We start from the raw sequence: 18914 nt of genomic DNA on the forward strand, positions 1-18914 counted from the left end.
CAAAGGCTCACGCCGGTACTGTCGCCCCGCGTATTCAGGAGATCTCCAACTCGCCTTCGAGAAAAATCTTGCGGCGTTTCTTATGGCTGAACTTGTTGTGCTTGCTCGCCGTGTAAATCCGCGCGAACGCAGCGCTATCGATTTCCACGCACTCACGCAGAAAGTCGGCGACCAAACCGTCGTACAACGCTTCGTCGATGAAATGGTTCATTTCTTTGTGATAGAGAAAACCCAACTGAAAACCCAAGGTTTCAGAGGTGAAATCCGATGGGCGGGTGAAAACATTCTCCATATCGATGACCCGCAGAGTACTCCACTGCTTTTCAGGCACCATGACGTTCGCCACCCATAGGTCGAGGTGAATCAGACCACGCTTGCGCATGTCGACAATGAGGTTCATGCACCCTTTGATGAACTCGACCACTCGCTCAGGGTGCTTCTGCAACCATTGCAAACCATTCAAGTGTCCCTCGAGGAATTCTGTCAACAGCACGAACTCCTGGATAATACCGAACCTCGGCTTGACCACCCCGAAGCCCACAATGCGAGCAGTCTCAACGCCGCGTTCTGCGGCTATGATCGTGTTCAACAGCTCCTCAACAGGCCAGTCGAACCTGCCTGAGCGCTTTGGGCGTCCCAGCGCTATACGGAGTTTCTTTGGCAGGGTCGCGACACGTTGAACCTTCATGAAGAGCTTGCATTCGTCATGACCCACTAATTGCCTGATGCGGTTGGGGCGGTCCAGGTAATGCGGTTCTATCAACTTACCGATGGAGTCGAGGACCGCTACGCTCGGGGGGTGCGAGAAATTCAAGGTCGCCTTAGCGATTTGATGGCAGAAAGGAAAAGCTGATTTGACGGTTTTAAGCGATTGCACAGGACATCCGGTCTTCTTTTGAAGCGGCGCATAGGGCCAAAAATCCGACAATTGTATCAAGATTTATATCTAGAGTAATCCTGGGTGAACCCTTTTTCACCGCAATGCGCGCCTTAGGGTTTTGGCACCCCCAACGACCAGCCTTGACATGTCGTTGTTTGCTCGGCGCGCATCACTCTTCTTTCAGATATTGACAGTTAGCTATTGTCGATATTTTTATCTCCGGACAGTATCGTAATCGAAGGGTTTAGTTCCATAGAAAGAATGGATTTCCGTTGCCCAAGACTCATCGGCCATATTAGGCCAATTATCCTTGTCAAAACCTGGTGCATTTTCCAAGCGCTCTTTCTCTACGTTTAGTATGAAGCGCTTATTTACTGTATCGAGTGTCAACGCATTCCAGGGTACCGCAAACAGTTTTTCTCCCATGCTAAGAAAGCCACCACAGGATAGAACGGCATAACTCACTCTACCGCTGCGAACATCCAGCATGATTTCCTTAATATCCCCCAGGTCTTCTTCATTATGGTTATAAACATCATTTCCAATGAGTGTGTCTGCCCCCATCAGGTCGGGGCCAGGTCCCTGCTCCTCAGAGTCAGCGTCTCGTATGAGGTTGGTTTTGTATATGCCATAGGTATCGCGATCTTCGTAGTTCATTACTATCTCCTATCAGCAAGCGCCAATCAATCAGGATAGGTATCCACAGCTTTGTTGGCTGTATGGGTGGGAGTCATCCCTTTCGAAAAAAGTTGAATTTTTTTTCTGCATGACGACGAATGGTGAGTTGGAATTAAAAAATAGTTAATCAGCTTTTAATTAGTGCGCTATCCATGGGCAACTGTATCTATGGCTCGCATATAACTTCATAAATATGAAGATTATTTGGGTCGTTATTCATAGTCGATCTCAGTCAGTGAAGGCGAACTTATTTGAACGATAAATCAATATAGGGAAGTTCAGTAAAGTCCAGGGCGGGACATAAAATACGGTCTAAGTCTAATTCGGGGTAAACACCCAGCCCCCCCCCCTAAGGCGAGCTGGTTTTGGTGAGCACTCTGGGCGTAGCGACGAGCCAAGACGCGTTGCTGGCCCGTGCTTCGTCGCTGACCGATTATCCGGTACCCGCGTAATGCAGGCTTACTTCGAACCTCCACCGATCTGCCAGACATAGGGCGGTTCGGTGCCGTTGATTTCCCAGTCGCCGATGATGCGTTCCTTGTAGATCAGCGGGTTGTGTGAGGCCGCGGTGCGCGCGTTGCGCCAGTGCCTATCGAGAGCCTTTCCGGTGCTGGTGGCCGAGGCGCTGAGGGCGTTGAACAGGTCGCTGGTGGCGCGCAGCACCAAGTCGGCGATCACCACCTGGGCCTGGGCCGATTCCAGTTCGGCGGCGATGTTGGCCTCGCGCTCGGCGACTTCGTCATGGGCGAAGCGGCTTTCGTACGCCACCTGCAAGGCGGTCGCCGCGCGCAGGGTGGTGGCATGTGCGGCGTAGACCTGCGCCGACGCCTTGCCCACCACTTGCTGCACCTGGACATCCTGGCTGACGTGGCTGGCATTGCCGGTGCTGAAAATGCGCGTGCGCTTGCGCACTTCTTCCGTGATGTCTTGTACTGCGGCACGGCCGGCACCGGTCTGAACCGCCAACAGCACCAGTTGATAGAAGGCCGTCTGGTACTTGAAGCGGGTGGCGAAGTCCAGCAGGTTCTCGGGCTCCACCACTGCGTTCTCGAACACCGAGGTGCCGCTGCCGGTGGTGCGCTGGCCAAAGCCATCCCAATCGTCGCTCTGCGTGATGCCCGGTTGTTGTACGCGAACGGCGGCAATCACGTCGGCGCCGGTGTCATCGCGCTGGGCATAGAGGTCGATCCAGTCGGCGAAGATGCTTCCGGTGCTGTAGTACTTGGTGCCGTTGACCACCCAATGCTCACTCAGGCGCGAGACACGGGTGCCGACCTGGCCGATCTTCACGCTGCCGACTTCGGTCCAGGCGTTGCCCACCAGATCACCCTCGACAAAACGCTTGAACCAGGTGTCCTGCGGCGCGTCGGCCTGCGCATTGAGACGATCTTCGACAAAGGCAAAGTGACCGCGCAACGCCTGCGGCAGGTTGGAATCGGCTGCGGCCAGTTCGATCAGTAACTCAAACAATTGGGGTAGGGAAGCGCCGGCGCCACCGTACTGCACCGGCACGCGCACGGCGCCAAAGCCTGCTTCCTTCAGCCACTTCACTTGTTCAAAGGGCAGGCTGCGGCTTTGCTCGCGCTCCAGTGCGCCGGCGGCGATGCGTGCAAAGATCGGCCGGAAGCGCTCGGCCAGGGTTTGGTAATCGGTACCGCTGGAGAGGGGGTGTGGCAGGTGCTGTTGCTGGACAGTCATGGTGCAGCTCCTTATTGAAGGCAAGAGTGCAACAGAACATTCGATCTGTTGCGTACTGCTATCAGTGCACAGGTCGTGCCTGGGGCTGCAAAAAGCCGTTTTTCCGGGGTGCGCGGGGGTATTGACGAAGCTCGCGCGTGTCGCCTGCCGGGCAACTTGCTGAAGCACTGACCGCCCGGCAACAGCGGCCGAGGCGCGCTGTGTTGTGTGGACCCGGAGCAACTGTTGTCCGCGCAACAGTTGATCAACAGCCTGTCCGGCAGGCGACACTGCGCAAGTCCGAAGAAATCTAATAACTAGTTGATTTTTATAGATTTATTGAAGTGGCACGGTTGCTGCTCCAGTCCTTGTGCAGGTGCCGCGGTGGACTCTGCCAGCACGAAGGACAAATCAATGGAGTACATGCAATGAGCCAGGACAACATCAAGTTTGCCTACTGGGTGCCCAACGTCAGCGGCGGCCTTGTGGTCAGCAAGATCGAACAGCGCACTAGCTGGGACATCGATTACAACCGCAAACTGGCGCAAATCGCCGAAAAGGCCGGCTTCGAATACGCCTTGTCACAGATTCGCTTCACTGCAGGTTATGGCGCCGAAAACCAGCACGAATCGGTGACTATCAGCCACGCACTGTTGGCCGCCACCGAGAAGCTCAAGGTGATCGCGGCCATCCTGCCTGGCCCATGGAGTCCGGTGCTGGCGGCCAAGCAGCTGGCCACCATCGACCAGTTCACCAACGGTCGCGTCGCGGTGAACATCGTGTCGGGCTGGTTCAAGGGCGAATTCCGGGCCATTGGCGAGCCATGGCTGGACCACGATGAGCGCTATCGCCGCTCGGAAGAATTCATCCAGGCGCTGAAGGGTATCTGGACCCAGGACAACTTCAGTTTTCATGGCGATTTCTACCGCTTCCACGACTACACCCTCAAACCCAAGCCACTGCAGCAACCGCACCCGGAAATCTTCCAGGGTGGCAGCTCGCGCGCGGCGCGGGACATGGCTTCGCGGGTTTCCGATTGGTACTTCACCAACGGCAACAGCATCGAAGGCATCAAGGCCCAGGTCGACGACATTCGGGCCAAGGCCGCGATCAATGGCCACTCGGTGAAAGTCGGAGTGAACGCCTTTGTCATTGCCCGCGAAACCGAGGCTGAAGCCCGCGCGGTATTGCAGGAGATTATTGCCAAGGCCGATCCGGAGGCTGTCAACGGTTTCGGCAGCGAGGCGAAAAACGCCGGTGCCTCCAGCCCTGAAGGCGAAGGTAACTGGGCCAAGTCCACCTTCGAAGACCTGGTGCAGTACAACGATGGTTTCAAGACCAACCTGATCGGTACGCCACAGCAGATTGCCGAACGCATCGTCGCCCTCAAGGCGGTGGGTGTGGATCTGGTGCTCAGCGGCTTCCTGCACTTCCACGAAGAAGTGGAATACTTCGGCCGCAAGGTGTTGCCGCTGGTGCGTGAGCTGGAGCGCGAGGCGGACACGGCCAAGACTGCGGCACTTGCCTAAAGGACGGGAAGGTCAAGGCGACATTCACCGATAACCCGCAACCCGGCACCTTGCCGCAGCCGGCACAGGTGCAGCCGCTTGACGGAGTGGCCAGTCCTCAGATCGACAGGTTGGCCACGTTCACCGCTTGCCCGGCCTGGGTTGGACGGCGTTTGTTGACTACCAGCTCACCGACCTTGATCAGCATCGAACGGGTGACGTTGCGACTCCGCCCCAGCAGGCTGGCGGTGTGTACCTGGTTGTAGTGGCAGAAGCGATAAGCCGCGCGCAGCAGCGCTTCCTCGACTCGCTCATGCAGGGCGCCACTTTCTTCCTCGAACAGCTTCTGGAAGGCTTGCTGCAACAGGGCGTCGGCACTGTCGTCCTGAACGGTGGTGCTGGTGTCCTGGCGTTCGATACGCAGGTTGGACAGGTGCAGGTCCTGGACGCGGATCAGGTTGTTACGGCAGATCAGCAGGGTGTGGTGAATGACGTTTTCCAGTTCGCGAATATTGCCCGGCCAGGAGTAATTCGCCAGCTTCCGTTCGGCTTCGCTGTCCAGCACCACTTCGCCATAGCCCAACCGGCGACTGTACTCGGCGATGAAGTGGCGGATCAGCGGCAGGATGTCACCCGGCCGTTCGCGCAGCGGGCTGAGTTCCAGGCTGACCACGTTCAGCCGGTAATAGAGATCCTCGCGAAAGTGCCCGGCATTGATGGCTTTTTCCAGCTGCACGTTGGTCGCGGCCAGCACCCGCACATCGATGGGGATGCTTTTGCGTGAACCCAGGCGTACCACTTCACGCTCCTGCAGCACCCGTAGCAATTTGACCTGGATCGGCATCGGCAAGTCGCCGATCTCGTCGAGGAACAGGGTGCCGCCGTTGGCTTCCTCGAACCAGCCGGCCTTGGCGCTCAGCGCGCCGGTGAAGGCGCCTTTTTCGTGGCCGAACAGTTCGGCCTCCACCAGGCTTTCGGAAAACGCGCCGCAGTTGACCGCGATAAACGGCTTGTTGCGACGGGCGCTGAGGTTATGCAGATGACGGGCCACCAGCTCCTTGCCGGTCCCGGTTTCGCCGATGATCAACACGCTGGCATCACTGGGCGCGACCTGTTGCAGGTGCGCCAGCAGCGCCTGTGATTTCGGGTCTTCGAACACTTGCGCGGTGGCGCGTATCGAGGTGGCCAGGGCTGGAGAGGGCGGTAGCGTGAGTAGTTGCATGGTCGGGCCTATGAGTAAAAGGACGGAGTGGGCAGTGCGGTGTTGAGTGCCCTTGTAATCCACCGGCCTGGCTGACGTTGGCCTTAAACCAGGGACGCGTTTCCTTGAGGGTGTAATTGCGGGCCTCTTCGAACGCACCTCGGCAATACCAAGGAAGATATTGGTGAAGGTCAATTGGGCGCATGCCGATCGCTGCCATCGGTGGCGGCGAGCAATGTAGATGATCTAAAAAATATAAAATAAATACTATTTGGTTATTAGCTTAAGGCGCGCCACCGGCATCGATGGTTTTCTGGCGCACGTTTTGGGGGCAGATAAGCAACCCCGTATCTCTTTCGGCACCTGTCCTGAAATGGTTTACGGGATACGCGCTCTGAAAACTCAAAGCGATCCCAGCTTGAGCGGGTACTCGATAACCACATAAGTTCGGTCGATGTCATCGCCGGCCTGAGCGTTATTGCCTCGATGCGTCACATGGGACAGCTGCACGGACAAGTCCTTGGCCCGGCCCGACTGCACGATATAGCGTAGGTCTATATCGCGTTCCCAATGCCGGCCGCCATCCCCTTGTTGGGGGTGGTAATCGCCGGTGGCCGGGTCGAACGGGTTATACGCACCGCCCTTGGGTGCCTGGCTGCCGTCGATGCCACGCCCGGTCACGTAGCGGGTCATGAACTTCAAGCCGGGCAGGCCGAAAGTGCCGAGGTCGAAGTCGTAGCGCACCTGCCAGGAGCGTTCATGGGGACCGTTGAAATCAGCGTACTTGATCGAGTTGGCCAGGTAGATGGAATCACCACCGACGAAGTCGAAGGGTGTGTCGCCGTTGATTTTCTGATAAGCGAAGGTGAAGGCTTGGGCACTGGTGGTGTATTTGGCTGACAGGCTGTAGGCGGTGTTATCGATCGCCCCTGCCACGGCCTCGCCATAGTCCTGGGTGTGGTAAAGATTGCCATCGAGGAAAAAACCGGACTGTTTCAGGTGCAGGTTGGCGTAGTACTGACGCCAGGTGTCGCTCAGTTCCGAGGCATAAAGGGCACCGCCCACCAGGCGATCTTCGAACAGGTTGACCCCGATAAAATCGATGCCACCCGTACCGGTGCTCACACCGTAGCCGGAGAAGTCGCCCTTGCGGGTGGACGCATCCTGATTCTTGAAAGCGGTGAAGTGACCGGCCAACAGATGCACATCATCGATTTCACGGCTATCGATCAACAGGCCCGTGGCGTATTCCGGTTGCAGGCGTTTGTCCGACGTGTCGAACACCGGGGTTTCCACGGTCATTTCACCGAACGCCAGGGTGGTGCGGGAGGCTCGCAGCTTCAGGGCTCCACCACCGCTGGAGTAGCTGTCTTCGCTGCGACCTTCATCATCCAGAGGTAACAATCCCGTCCCGGAATGCCCCTTGCCGCCGTCCAGTTTCAAGCCGAGAAATCCATGGGCATCGATACCCACTCCAATCATGCCGGGAGTGAACCCGGATTCGAACGAGGTGATGAAACCCTGAGCCCATTCCTGTTTGTAACTCTTGTCTGCCGGCGAGGGCGATCGATAGTCATTGTTGAGGTAGAAGTTTCGGCTGAGCACCTCAAGCGTCGACCCTGCCAGCAAACCTTGTGCGGTTTGTACGGGCTCGGCGGCTATCGCGGTTCCGGCTGTGCTCGTGAGCAACATGCACAACCAGAAGGGCATCAGGGGGCCGGTCGCCTTGCCCGGTCCTTGAATTGCAATGAGGTCTTTGGATGCATAGATCATATTCATTCACTGGTCGTTAGTGACGGCGACCGTCATGGCTGAAGCGACCGCCACCAAAGGCCAGGATCTGCAGAAGACTACCGGCCATGGCGATGTTGTTGGAATGAACCGGATCCTGTGATCACTGGATCAGCGGGACATTTTTCGGTCGTTGGTAAGGGCCGTATTCGAGAGGCACCCAGGCGAAGGCTTTTTCGCGATTGCTGATATGCCCGATACCAGGGAAGGGCAAGTGAGCACCGGCAACCCAGGTGCGGTCATGAGCGACCTGTTTGAACAGTTTTTCGCGAGTCTCGACGGCCTGTTTGCCCTGGACATCGAAGCCGATGCTCACTTCCGGATGCTGGAACTGCACGGCGAAACTGTGGACCAGGTCACCCATGAATAGAATGCTCTGGCCGTTGGAGCTGAACGTGTAGCCGCTGCTGCCGGGTGTGTGGCCGGGCAGGCTGACCGGGATGACGCCAGGCACCAGCGACTGCTCGGGGGTGAAGGTTCTGAAGCGGTCGGCGGCGACATAGGGAGCCACCGATTTACGGGCAATCTCGAAGTAGCTACGGGCGTCTTTCGGGGCCTTGTCCAGGTTTGCCTGGCTGAGCCAGTAATCGGCTTCCAGTTTGGCGGCATACACCGTGGCATTGGCGAACTCTGGTTCACCCTTGGCGTTGATCAGGCCACAGACGTGATCGACATGCATATGGGTGAGCAACACGGTATCCACTTGCTCGGGCTGGTAACCGGCAGCGCGGATATTGTCGGGCAGCCAGCCAGCGGTTTCACCGAAACAGGCACCGGCACCGGCATCCACCAGCACCAGGTTTTTGCCGGTGTTGATCAGGAATGCGTTGAACGCGGTTGGCATGCCTTGGGTAAAAATGAACTTGCGTTCGAGCATGGCGCGAATGTCTTTTTGCGAAAGGCCTTTGAGCAGCGTTGGCCCGAGGTCGCTGTAGCCATCGAACAACGCGGTGACTTCATATTCACCCACCGCCAGACGCTGATAGCCAGGGACTTGGGTTTGTACTTGCGACGGTGGCGCCGCCTGAACCTGACTGGCTGCAAACGTGAGACCGAGGGCCATCAGTGAGCCCTTGAAGTAGGCGGGGAGGTGTTTGAGAAGGCTCATGGCTTGCTTCCTGGTTGCAATAAAAAAGGCGTGAGGAAGCGGCTACGCATGTGCGCAGCCGCTGTCGTCGCTTAATGGCCTTCAGAGGCGTGGAACATGGTTTTGGCGTAGATCAGACCCAGGCCGTAGGCGCCGCCATTAGCGATCGAGGTCTTGACGGTTTCCTCGTAGGTTTCAGTACGAGCCCAGTCACGTTGCAACTCCAGCAGGTATTGCAATGCCGTCATCGGGCGGGCACCGATCTGGATCATGCGTTGCACGGCCATTTCATGGGCTTCGATGGAGACATCGCCGCAGGCATCGGCGATGAAGTAGACCTCAAAGCCTTGGTCGATAGCTGACAGCGCCGGGCCGACGATGCACACGGAGGTCCACAGACCGGCGAGGACGATTTTCTGTTTGCCGAAGGCGTTCACTTCGACGGCGATGCGTTCGTCTTCCCAGGTGTTCATGCTGGTGCGGTCGATTACTTTGTGGTCCGGAAACACTGACTTGATTTCGTCGAAGATCGGGCCGGAGAAGCTTTTTTCGGCAACGGTGGTGAGGATGGTCGATACCTCGAAGCCCCGGGCGGCCTTGGCTACCAGCGCGGCGTTGTTACGCAGGGTGACGGCATCGATCGACTTGGTCGCGAAGGACATTTGCGACTGATGGTCGATCATGATCAGGGTGTGGTCAGTTGGGGTAAGAAGGGTTTTGCCTGGAGCTGCTTTTGCGAGAGCCATGATGTTTTTCCTTACGTATTGACTGAGGGTTACTTGGGTTGCTCGACGACGTGTGCCGTTGATGATGAAAAAAGTCATCGAGTCTTTCGTGGCGATGGGCTGGAGGAGCCGTCGCCTCATTGGTCAAGTCGAGGAAATAGTCACGCATTCCCACCTGGCAGGATTGAACAGTTGTGCTGCATTTTTGGATGTTTGTGCGATAGCGTGCGGTTTTTTCGATAGGGCAGCGGTCTGACGCCAGGATGATTGCCAGGGAGGGAAAATGATTCAGAAATGGCAAGGACAGGGTTAGCGGCGACGATTTTCAGATTGAGCGTTTGACTCAGCGCATCTCTCGCAACACCCATTTCACGGTCGCAGGGCAGGCCTATTTCGATTGAAGCGCAATCTCGACAGCCGCCAACAACGCGTCGCCGCTGAAGGGTTTACGCAGACATTCGTTGGCGCCGTAGCGGCTGGATTCAGTCAGTGTCGCTTCATCCCAGTATGCCGACATGCATATCACCGGAAATTTTCTGTCCAGGAGTGCAAGCGCTTGCATGACCTCTATTCCCGAGAGGCCCTTCATCTTCAGATCCAGCAGCAGACAGGCGACGTCATCAAAGTTGTCGAGCGCCAGGAATTCCTCTCCCGAAGCGAATATCCGACAGCGGTAGCCAGCCGACCGGAGCAGGTTGGCCAGGCTTTTGCGCACGGACGCATCGTCGTCCACGATGCAGACGATAATCATGACGGATGATCCGGGGGCGGCGCAGTCAGTGCCGATAGTCATGAAGAACCCTGCATGACTGACGCCGGCTCCGCGCTGATCAAGCCATACAGGCTGACCAGGCTGACCAGCGAGCGCGTCTGCATCTTCTCCATGATGTGTTTTCGGTGGACCTTGGCGGTGACTTCACTGGTGCCCAACCGGTTGGCGATGTGCTTGTTGGACAGCCCTGCGACGATCAGCGGCAGCACTTCGCGCTCACGGGGTGTCAACAGGGCTGCCCTTTGACGGGCGCTCTGAATACGCTGCCATTGCTCGAAGGACTTCGCTGCACGCTGTCGGGTGGTGCGCAGGATGTCCAGCAACTGGTCGTCATTAAACGGTTTGGTCAGGAATTCGACCGCTCCCGCTTTCATGGCCTGCACCGACATTGGAATGGTGCCGAAACCGGTCATGAAAATGACCGGCCACGGATGCCCGCGTTGTCCGAGCGCCGATTGCAGTTCCAGCCCTGTCGCCTCGGGCAGGCTTATGTCCAGCAGCAGGCAAGCGGGGCCGATGTTGAGGTCAGCGCCAAGCAACTCCTCCGCCGAGGCAAATATCCGGTGCACGATGCCTTCGGCTCGCAGCAGTCGGCTGAGCGCTGTGCGCACGGAGGCTTCATCGTCCACGATGAGCACCGGCACGCTGTCAGGATCGATCCTCTGCTGATCCTCGGACGCCAAGGGGCCCAGGGCCGCAGGATGGAACAGGGGCAGGGGCGGTTCATGCTCTTTCAATAATCGGTAACCTCGGCGCGGGACCGTCTGGATGAGTTGTTTTTCTCCGAGCAACTTGCGCAGTGAGGAAATCTGCACCTGCAGATTGTTTTCCTCGACGACGGTGTCAGGCCAGACCTGTGTGATCAATTCATCTTTGCTGACGATTCGGCCATCGGCCTGCATCAGCACCGAGAGGATTTCGAACGCCCGGCCCCCGACACGCAGCGGCCGTCCATCAAGAAAGGCTTCACGCCGTTCCAGGGAAATAGTGGCTTGGCCGAGTCGGATCATACGTTCCTCTGCACTGCGTTGACGGGGAGTGACGCCGGAACGTCGTTTTATCAGGGCTACACGCTAGGGGACGGCCCGACATATTGCAATTATCCCGAGGGATAACACGCGATGATTTCCAGGTGCGAAAACCACCGGCAGTGGGGCCTCTCAACGGCCATCGTGGTGCCGATTACGGACAAGATGGTTCGCCCGCAGGCATCTGGTCAGAGCGCTGCGTATACTCTCCAGGCTTAGCCCGAAACGAATCTTCAGCGGTGATTGTTCATGCCCAGCAGCCCTCTCTCAGCATCCGGTTCCCGTGGTCTTGATGTCGTACATGATGAAGCCTGGCTGGAACGTTGCACCTTCACCATGCTGCGCCGGGAAAACGATCTGACCTGGTTTACGCTTCAGGATCCGCAGTCTGGAACATCCTGGCTCGCCGCCCGGGCACCGATTCAGCGGCCTGCCACATGCCAGCGGCTGGAGCGCGATTTTCACCGGGACCTGGATCCGGCTTGGGCGATTGCTCCTGTCGCGTTCATCCGTTCGGCCGAGGGGCCTTCGTTGATCTATCCCTCGTCGGGGACGCCGCTGATGGATCTGATCAGTGATACAGGGCTGCCACTGGGACGCATGCTGGCCATCGCCGTAACAGCGGCCAATGCGCTTTCATGTGCGCAGAAAGTGGGCGTGCGACATGCCTGTCTGCAACCCCACCATCTGATGGTGGATACCGCCAATTCGGTCAAGCTTCTGGGTTTTCACAGCCATTGCGGGGAAGCGTGCGCCGCGCAATTACCCGATTTGGAACAATGGCCGTATCTAGCCCCCGAGCAGGTACGGCGCGATGCCGCCAGTTTTGACGCGCGCAGTGACGTCTATGCCCTGTCTACGATTCTTTATCAAGCGCTGACCGGCAACCTGCCGCTCACTGCCCGAGACCCGTCCCAATGGCTGCACGTGCATGCTGCCGTCCAACCGGAATCACCGGCGATTCATGTCGCCGATCTGCCGGAAGGTATCTGTCGGGTTCTGCTCAAAGGCTTGGCAAAAGAGCCGGGTGCCCGCTATCAGAGCGCCGCATCGATGGCCGCGGATCTGGCTTGGTGCCAAAGTCAATGGCTGGAACATGAGTGCATCGACGCGTTTCGGCTGGGCGCTTTCGATGCGTTGCCTTCCTTGGCCCGCGGCGGTGCTCTGTTCGGTCGAGACACCGAGCGCACGCAGCTGATTGAACTGCTACAGCAGGTACGCAACGATGGCATCGCCCGGGTCCTGCTGGTCGGCGGCGCGCCGGGCGCCGGCAAGTCGACGCTGATCCATCAGGGTGTCCGCCCCTTGGCGCCCGGCTACTGGGCCAGCGGCAAGAGCAATCTGCTGCAGCAGGAAATTCCCTACGCACCGTTGTCGGAAATTATCAGATCGTTGATGACCCAGTTGCTAGGCAAGCCAGCCTTGGAGCTGGAGATGCTTGGCGAGCAACTGGTCGAACGGCTAAAGGGGCGGGGGAGGGTCCTGGTGGAGCTGGCGCCCGAGGCTGAGCTGGTCATCGGTGTCACGCCTGAGTTGCCGAACATGCCGGCGCGGTATGCGCTCGATCGCGCTAACCGCACCTTGCTCGATGTACTGGAAGTCTTCGCTCAGCCGGGAAGACCCTTGGTGCTGTTCGTGGATGATGTGCAGTGGGCGGACGATTCGACCCTCTCGTTCCTTCAGGCCTTCGTCGATCGGCGGCCCAGGCATCTGCTCCTGTTCCTGGCGTACCGCGAGGCCGAGTCGCAGGCTCTCGAGCGTAAAGGTGGATTGCTGGAGGTGCTCGGCCGTGGCCAATCGGTGCCCTGTACACGCGTCATGCTGGGTCCATTGTCGGAGCCCGCGGTCGCTGAACTGATCGCCGCTGAACTGGACACTGACACCGCGGGTATTGAAGCACTCGCACAAGTCGTGCACTACAAGACGGCCGGCAACCCGCTTTTCGTCCGTCAGGTGTTGCGGGCGTTGATCGATGAGCGCCTGGTGCGCTTCGACGTGCTGAGTCGCCGCTGGGTCTGGAACCAGGAGGAGGTGGACAGTTATCGCTATGCGGACAATGTCGCCGACTTGATGGTGCAGCGTCTCGAACGGCTGTCTTCGATGGAGCGCGAAGTGATGCGCACGGCCGGATATATCGGCGGGCGCTGTGACGAATCGCTGCTGCACCAGCTAGTGCCGTGTGATCCGCAGCAGATCAGCATCGATGTGCAAAGCCTGGTCGATGCAGGATTACTGCTGCGCGAACGCGAGCAACTGGTGTTTCCCCACGACCGTGTACTAGAGGCCGCCTGCGAGCTTCCTGCGCAGTCGGGACGCGCCGCCGAGCATGCCCGTATCGCCGGCGCCATGCTGGATCAGTGGGGCGAGCAGATCCATGAGCGTGTGTTCGAAGTCGCCAGCCAGATCCAGCGTATTGACGTCGATACACTGGAGGCATGTCGCCGTACCGCGTTCGTTGAACTGTTGGTCGAAGCCGCCAAGCGCGCCAGGGATACCGCCGCCGTCGCGCAGGCCGTGGGTTTTCTGCGCACTGCCGAGAATTTGCTCGGCCAGTCGGGTTGGTCCGGCCTCTACACCCAAACGTTCGCCACCCAATGGCTGGCTGCCGAGTGCGACATGCTTCTGGCCGATCTGGCCGGTGCCCAACGACGCCTCGATGATTGCCTGACCCACGCCACCACAGTACTCGATCGCGCGAAGACCTATCGGTTACGGGCCACCTTGCGCACGCTGCACTCCGATTACGAGGGGGCGATCACCGAGGCGCTGAACGGACTGACCCTGTTGGACATTCCCCTGCAGCGCAACCCCTCGCAGGAACAACTGACCCTAGCGTTTTCCCAGGTACGCACACTCATCGGCACACGTCAGATCGCTGATCTGGTGCATTTACCCAAAGCGAATGACCCGTCTGTCGAAGCGGCCATGGAACTGCTCAGCACGCTGACTTCTTCATTCTTCGTCAATGACGGTATTCGTTTGTTGCATCTGGCGAAAATGGTTGAACTAACATTGCTGCATGGCACGACGCCGGGCAGTGGTTACGGGTTTGCCTGGTTTGGCGTGATGATTGCCGAACGCTATGGCGAATATGTGGACGGACAAGCCTTTGCTGAATTAGCGCTTGAGCTCACCGACAAGCATGGCTATGAAGCAGGGCGCACAGGCACGCTGGTAGCGCTCGATCAAGTCAGCCCGTGGACCCGACCGATGGCCTACGCTCGACAGAAGGCGTTCGCCGCATTCGCATGCGGCCAGGCCGGTGGCGACCTGGGCATGTCCTGCTATGCCTGCAACCACATCGTCTCCGATCTGCTGTTCATGGGCGAACCCTTGCAAGGCGTGTTGAACGAACTGGATCAGGGTCTGGCCTGGGTGCGGCAATTTCACTACATCGATATTGAGCGCATCCTGCTGGCGCAACAGGCGTTCGCTACCGATCTGCGCGACGGGCGCGCGCAACGGCCGCTGGCCGAACTGGACGGCGCGGAGCATGACAGGTTCGGCCCCATCGATCGACGCAGCGTCTCACAACCGACACTGTTCTATTTGTGGCTGTATTCCGGCATGTCCGCGTTTCATTTCGGTGATATCCCTTACGCATTGCGACGTTTCGAAGAAGCTGCCGCGCTGGCCTGGTCCATTCCGGCGCATATCAATCTCGCGGATTACTACCTGTTCTACAGTTTGGCGCTGGGCAGTGCGCAGGCGCCCGGCGAGGTGGTCGAAAAGCTGCAAAAGCTCGAGCAGCAACGTCAGCGGTTTCTGTCATGGGTCGAGCTCAACCCAACGACCTTCCGCAGCAAACTGCTGCTGATCGAAGGGGTGATTGCCCGTTTGCGCGGTCAGGAGCTGGTGGCCATCCGCTGCTTCGATCAGTCGCAGATCGCCGCGACGGCGGCCGGTTTCATCCATGAGCAGGCGCTGGCCCACGAACAGCTGGCCGATATCTGTTTACCGAACGGACTGGTGTCCGGCGCCAACCACCATCTGCGCGTCGCGCGCGACTGCTACAACCTGTGGGGCGCCGGCGGCAAGGTACGTCAGCTGGAAGCCTTGCATCCGTTTCTGAAGGCTGAGTCGTCATTCGACTCGGCCCGGCCCGTGACCCAGGTCCGGCTCGATCTTGAAGTGGGGATCGAGGCGGCGCGTGCGCTTTCGCAGGAGGTGTTGCTCGAACGTCTGGTCGAAACCCTGATGAATCACCTGATGATTCAGGCCGGTGCCGACAATGGCGTGCTGATGATCGTCATCGATGCCGAACTGCAACTGGCGGCGACGGCCTCTGTCGAGGCCGGCACCGTGCGGGTTGCACTGGACGCTGGGCAACCGCTCGAACAGTTGGCGCCGACCTCGGTACTCAACGCGACCATGCGCACGCGCATACCTCTGGTGCTCGATGATGCCGGGGACGATTGTCCCGAGGCCTATAGCGCCGATCTGCAACGGCGCCAGACGCGTTCCATGTTGTGCCTGCCGTTGCTCAAACAGGGTATGTTGATCGGTCTGGTCTATCTGGAGAACAGTCTCGTCCCTGATTTGTTCAGCGCCGAGCGCCTGACCATGCTGGAAATTCTCGCCTCCCAGGCCGCCGTGTCATTGCAAACCGCCCGGCTGTATGCGCAGCTGGTCGAGGACAACCAGCTGCGCGCGCAGATGGAAGCGGACTTGCGCAGCTCCCGGGCTGAACTGGCGCGCAGCTCGCACCTCAAGGTCATGGGTGAGCTTTCAGCTTCGATTGCCCATGAAATCAGCCAGCCGCTGCTGGGCATTTTGTCCAACGCCTCGGCCAGTCTGCGCTGGCTCAAGCGTGATCAGCCCGATCTGGAAGAAGCTATTCAGGGGCTCGAAGACATCCGCTCGGACAGCGCCCGCGCCGCCGACATTGTCCAGGCGCTTCGCGCGCTCGCCAAACAAGCGCCATTGCAACGGCTGCCGGTGCAGGTCGACGATTTGATTGGTGAGGTCGTGCGCCTGATCGCCACCGACCCGGCGAACCGCAACGTACGACTGGAAACCCGGCTCGATGCGCAATGCCCTGTGTGGGTCGATGCGGTGCAAATCCAACAGGTGGTGTTCAACCTCATCACCAATGCGCTGGAGGCCATCGCCGAAGCTGCAATCACGGATGGGTGTCTCATCATCGGCTCAGCGGTCAAGGACGATCATGTCCAGGTCTGCTTCCAGGACAACGGACCGGGAATTGGCGCGCAACAGCGCGAGCAGATTTTCGATGCGTTCTACACCACCAAAGGCAGCGGCATGGGTATGGGGCTGGCCATTTGCAGGTCGGTGATCGGCGCGCACGGCGGGATGCTGGTCGTTCAGGACAGCGAGCAGGGTGCCAGGATCTGCTTCAACCTGCCGCTCGCGCCAGCCAGCGCCGGATAAAAAAGGGCCGCATGAGCGGCCAAAGGGAGGAGCTCGTTTTGTCGACCTCGATCAGTTCACACGTGCAGCTCCTGCACGCGCGACTGTCCCATGCCGTCGACCAGACCATCGCGAATTCTCCAATCGGGTATGTCCCGATCAATCACTGACGGCTGGGGAAGATGGCTTGTTGCATGATCAAAGGCCCGACGCCATGCCTTGGGCGTCATCCCTTCCAGGCGGCTGAAGGTGCGGGTGAAATGCGAGTGGTCCGCGAAACCGCATTCATAGACGACATCGGTGATCGGCATCGAGGTGACTAGCAGGCTTTTGGCTTTTTCGATTTTCATCCTCATTAACCAGCCTTGCGGCGAGTGGCCGGTAATCTTTTTGAATGCCCGGGAAAAATGGCTACGGGACAGGTTGCAGTGTTCGGCAATCTCGTTGATGCGAATGCAGCTGCCCATTTCACGGAGCATCAGTTCCTTGGCGCGGCGCTCCTGCCAGCCGGACAGGGCACCCAACGGCCGGACAAGGGTGCATGGATGGTTTGAATTCACCGATTGCGGGTTCATGGCGGCTCTCCTTTTCGTTCAGGAAAGTCTGTCCCTCGGCGACATTTAAAGTCCTTAAGCAAACCTTAAGAGTTATGAAACGCTGCCTGCGTCTGGTCGAAACGCTGGCAGCCAGGATCCTGTAAGCATGTGCTTGTCTGGATTACTTGATTGACGTCAACCGCAGGTGTCGGCCTGCTCTGTATTCTGCGCTGAAACAGACTGTTGGTAGCGCAAGGCTTATTGCTTATGACTGAATTGATGTTGACTCACCTCGACTCACTGGGACGCGCGCGTATGGTCGACGTTACGGATAAAGGCGTGACGTCCCGAGAAGCAGTGGCTGAGGCATGGGTTCATATGCTTGCCGAGACCCGACAAATGATTGCCAGCGGTGCTCACCCTAAAGGTGATGTATTTGCGGTAGCGCGGATCGCTGGCATTCAGGCGGCCAAACGCACGAGCGAGTTGATTCCGCTGTGTCATCCGCTGCTTCTGAGCAGTGTTAACGTTGAGTTGAGTTTTGAAGGTGACCGACGCGTACGCATTGTTTCTCGGTGCAAGTTGTCCGGACAGACCGGCGTCGAGATGGAGGCACTGACCGCCGCCAGTGTGGCGGCCTTGACCCTGTATGACATGTGCAAGGCCGTGGACCGGGGCATGAGTATCGAATCGGTGCGGCTGTTGGAGAAACGGGGTGGTAAAAGCGGTGGGTATCAGGCGCAGGAACAATGAAGCTGAATGTTTTGTATTTCTCGCGGTACCGCGAAACGCTTGGCCTTGACGGTGAAACGATTGAAGGCGATTTCACTTCTGTCGATCAGTTGCGTCAGCACCTGATACATCGTTCTGGTGCCTGGCGGGTGCTGGCCGAACAGAACATCATGTGTGCTCGCAATCAGGACATGTGTGGGCTCGATGAGCCGTTGATAGACGGTGATGAAGTGGGTTTTTTCCCAACCGTAACGGGAGGGTGATTCGATGATTCGAGTCCAGGCAGCCCGCTCCGACCCCCGTCGAGGCGGCGCAACGATGGGAGTGACGCGAGTGAATCGTGTTCAGCTGTATTGAGAGCGAGAATCCCATGCTCTATCCACTGTTTCTGATGTTGCATCTGTTTGCCGCGCTGATCTTCATCGGCACGGTGTTCTTCGAAGTCCTGTTCCTTGAAAGTATCCGCAAACAGCTGCCCGTCAAGGTTATGTTGCTGGTCGAGCAGGGTATCGGTCGACGCGCACGCACCCTGATTCCATGGGTCTTGCTGGTGTTGTTCGGTGCCGGGTCGGGGATGGTCTGGCTGCGCTATTTGCCGGCCCTTGCCACACCAATGGCCTCATCGTTTGGCACATTGCTGATGATGAAAATCGTGGTGGCCGTCAGCGTACTGCTGCATTTCCTGGTCGCCATGTTTTTGTTCAAAAGTGGCCGGATGAGTGCTCGATACCTGCATTTCATCCATGGCAGCCTGTTCTGCCACATGGTTGTCATCGTGCTATTGGCCAAGTGGATGTTCTACCTGACGTGGTGACTGGGCAAGCGCTAATGCCAGTCAGTTAAGACAGGAACCCTGTAGGAGCGAGCTTGCTCGCGAAGACGGCGGTACAGTCAACATCGATGTCGCCTGATATACCGCTTTCGCGAGC

15 protein-coding genes and 1 pseudogene are annotated in these 18914 nt (G+C 58.3%); 5 read left to right on the forward strand and 11 right to left on the reverse strand.

The features are described 5' to 3' along the window. Positions 1 to 34: 34 nt before the first annotated feature. From CKW20_RS24930 to CKW20_RS24940, 3 genes are all read right to left on the reverse strand, one after another. Positions 35 to 877 carry a lipopolysaccharide kinase InaA family protein gene (locus tag CKW20_RS24930; RefSeq protein WP_095055259.1) on the reverse strand — a complete coding sequence of 281 codons (843 nt, stop codon included), beginning with the start codon at positions 875 to 877 and terminating at the stop codon, positions 35 to 37. 216 nt (positions 878 to 1093) lie between these two features. Beyond that, positions 1094 to 1537 (reverse strand): PRC-barrel domain-containing protein, encoded by a 444-nt coding sequence (locus tag CKW20_RS24935; protein ID WP_095055260.1) that lies wholly within the window; start codon positions 1535 to 1537, stop codon positions 1094 to 1096. A gap of 480 nt (positions 1538 to 2017) precedes the next feature. Next, positions 2018 to 3256: an acyl-CoA dehydrogenase family protein gene (locus CKW20_RS24940; RefSeq protein WP_095055261.1), complete on the reverse strand. Its 1239-nt coding sequence runs from the start codon at positions 3254 to 3256 to the stop codon at positions 2018 to 2020. Positions 3257 to 3663: 407 nt separating this feature from the next. Between CKW20_RS24940 and sfnG the strand changes: the two genes are divergently transcribed. Next, on the forward strand, positions 3664 to 4764 hold the full coding sequence (gene sfnG, locus CKW20_RS24945; RefSeq protein WP_095055262.1) for a dimethylsulfone monooxygenase SfnG: 1101 nt from the start codon (positions 3664 to 3666) through the stop codon (positions 4762 to 4764). A gap of 97 nt (positions 4765 to 4861) precedes the next feature. Here the strand turns inward: sfnG and CKW20_RS24950 are convergent, their stop codons facing one another. The 7 genes and pseudogenes from CKW20_RS24950 to CKW20_RS24980 all read right to left on the reverse strand — a co-directional run bounded on the left by CKW20_RS24950 (position 4862) and on the right by CKW20_RS24980 (position 11329). After that, positions 4862 to 5965: a sigma-54-dependent Fis family transcriptional regulator gene (locus CKW20_RS24950; protein WP_095055263.1), complete on the reverse strand. Its 1104-nt coding sequence runs from the start codon at positions 5963 to 5965 to the stop codon at positions 4862 to 4864. Between the two features lie 64 nt (positions 5966 to 6029). Beyond that, positions 6030 to 6157: pseudogene (locus tag CKW20_RS30020) on the reverse strand (monooxygenase); the annotation flags it as partial. A gap of 189 nt (positions 6158 to 6346) precedes the next feature. Further along, complete coding sequence (locus tag CKW20_RS24960) at positions 6347 to 7717, reverse strand: OprD family porin (RefSeq protein ID WP_095055284.1); 1371 nt, start codon at positions 7715 to 7717, stop codon at positions 6347 to 6349. Positions 7718 to 7838: 121 nt separating this feature from the next. After that, complete coding sequence (locus CKW20_RS24965) at positions 7839 to 8843, reverse strand: MBL fold metallo-hydrolase (RefSeq protein WP_095055264.1); 1005 nt, start codon at positions 8841 to 8843, stop codon at positions 7839 to 7841. A gap of 71 nt (positions 8844 to 8914) precedes the next feature. After that, positions 8915 to 9568 carry a hydrolase gene (locus CKW20_RS24970; protein ID WP_030130686.1) on the reverse strand — a complete coding sequence of 218 codons (654 nt, stop codon included), beginning with the start codon at positions 9566 to 9568 and terminating at the stop codon, positions 8915 to 8917. Between the two features lie 367 nt (positions 9569 to 9935). Continuing rightward, the gene (locus CKW20_RS24975; RefSeq protein WP_095055265.1) at positions 9936 to 10298 is read right to left on the reverse strand and encodes a response regulator transcription factor; all 363 of its coding nucleotides are present in this window, start codon (positions 10296 to 10298) and stop codon (positions 9936 to 9938) included. Between the two features lie 38 nt (positions 10299 to 10336). Beyond that, a complete protein-coding gene (locus tag CKW20_RS24980) occupies positions 10337 to 11329 on the reverse strand; it encodes a response regulator (protein ID WP_095055266.1) in 993 nt (330 codons plus the stop codon). Positions 11330 to 11683: 354 nt separating this feature from the next. Between CKW20_RS24980 and CKW20_RS24985 the strand changes: the two genes are divergently transcribed. Continuing rightward, entirely contained in the window at positions 11684 to 16738 is a 5055-nt protein-coding gene (locus CKW20_RS24985) for an AAA family ATPase (protein ID WP_095055285.1), read from the forward strand. Between the two features lie 56 nt (positions 16739 to 16794). On the opposite strand, the gene CKW20_RS24990 is transcribed toward CKW20_RS24985, so the two are convergent. Next, positions 16795 to 17292, reverse strand: a complete 498-nt coding sequence (locus tag CKW20_RS24990) for a helix-turn-helix transcriptional regulator (RefSeq protein WP_095055267.1) — start codon at positions 17290 to 17292, stop codon at positions 16795 to 16797. Between the two features lie 240 nt (positions 17293 to 17532). Between CKW20_RS24990 and moaC the strand changes: the two genes are divergently transcribed. The 3 genes from moaC (at position 17533) to CKW20_RS25005 (ending at position 18799) form a co-directional block, all read left to right on the forward strand. Continuing rightward, positions 17533 to 18006 carry a cyclic pyranopterin monophosphate synthase MoaC gene (moaC, locus tag CKW20_RS24995; RefSeq protein ID WP_095055286.1) on the forward strand — a complete coding sequence of 158 codons (474 nt, stop codon included), beginning with the start codon at positions 17533 to 17535 and terminating at the stop codon, positions 18004 to 18006. Next, positions 18003 to 18248, forward strand: coding sequence for a MoaD/ThiS family protein (locus CKW20_RS25000; protein ID WP_095055268.1), 246 nt, complete (start codon positions 18003 to 18005; stop codon positions 18246 to 18248). The genes moaC and CKW20_RS25000 overlap by 4 nt, the downstream gene beginning before the upstream one ends. 107 nt (positions 18249 to 18355) lie before the next feature. Further along, a complete protein-coding gene (locus tag CKW20_RS25005) occupies positions 18356 to 18799 on the forward strand; it encodes a CopD family copper resistance protein (protein ID WP_095055269.1) in 444 nt (147 codons plus the stop codon). Positions 18800 to 18914 lie beyond the last annotated feature (115 nt).

Origin of the sequence: Pseudomonas sp. Irchel s3b2, from assembly GCF_900187445.1 — a bacterium.
Taxonomy (GTDB): domain Bacteria; phylum Pseudomonadota; class Gammaproteobacteria; order Pseudomonadales; family Pseudomonadaceae; genus Aquipseudomonas.

Coding starts and splice junctions, on each gene's coding strand:
- CKW20_RS24935 (WP_095055260.1), bottom strand. CDS start 1,537: ATGAACTACGAAGATCGCGATACCTATGGCATATACAAAACCAACCTC.
- CKW20_RS24940 (WP_095055261.1), bottom strand. CDS start 3,256: ATGACTGTCCAGCAACAGCACCTGCCACACCCCCTCTCCAGCGGTACC.
- sfnG (WP_095055262.1), top strand. CDS start 3,664: ATGAGCCAGGACAACATCAAGTTTGCCTACTGGGTGCCCAACGTCAGC.
- CKW20_RS24950 (WP_095055263.1), bottom strand. CDS start 5,965: ATGCAACTACTCACGCTACCGCCCTCTCCAGCCCTGGCCACCTCGATA.
- CKW20_RS24960 (WP_095055284.1), bottom strand. CDS start 7,717: ATGATCTATGCATCCAAAGACCTCATTGCAATTCAAGGACCGGGCAAG.
- CKW20_RS24965 (WP_095055264.1), bottom strand. CDS start 8,843: ATGAGCCTTCTCAAACACCTCCCCGCCTACTTCAAGGGCTCACTGATG.
- CKW20_RS24970 (WP_030130686.1), bottom strand. CDS start 9,568: ATGGCTCTCGCAAAAGCAGCTCCAGGCAAAACCCTTCTTACCCCAACT.
- CKW20_RS24975 (WP_095055265.1), bottom strand. CDS start 10,298: ATGATTATCGTCTGCATCGTGGACGACGATGCGTCCGTGCGCAAAAGC.
- CKW20_RS24980 (WP_095055266.1), bottom strand. CDS start 11,329: ATGATCCGACTCGGCCAAGCCACTATTTCCCTGGAACGGCGTGAAGCC.
- CKW20_RS24985 (WP_095055285.1), top strand. CDS start 11,684: ATGCTGCGCCGGGAAAACGATCTGACCTGGTTTACGCTTCAGGATCCG.
- CKW20_RS24990 (WP_095055267.1), bottom strand. CDS start 17,292: ATGAACCCGCAATCGGTGAATTCAAACCATCCATGCACCCTTGTCCGG.
- moaC (WP_095055286.1), top strand. CDS start 17,533: ATGTTGACTCACCTCGACTCACTGGGACGCGCGCGTATGGTCGACGTT.
- CKW20_RS25000 (WP_095055268.1), top strand. CDS start 18,003: ATGAAGCTGAATGTTTTGTATTTCTCGCGGTACCGCGAAACGCTTGGC.
- CKW20_RS25005 (WP_095055269.1), top strand. CDS start 18,356: ATGCTCTATCCACTGTTTCTGATGTTGCATCTGTTTGCCGCGCTGATC.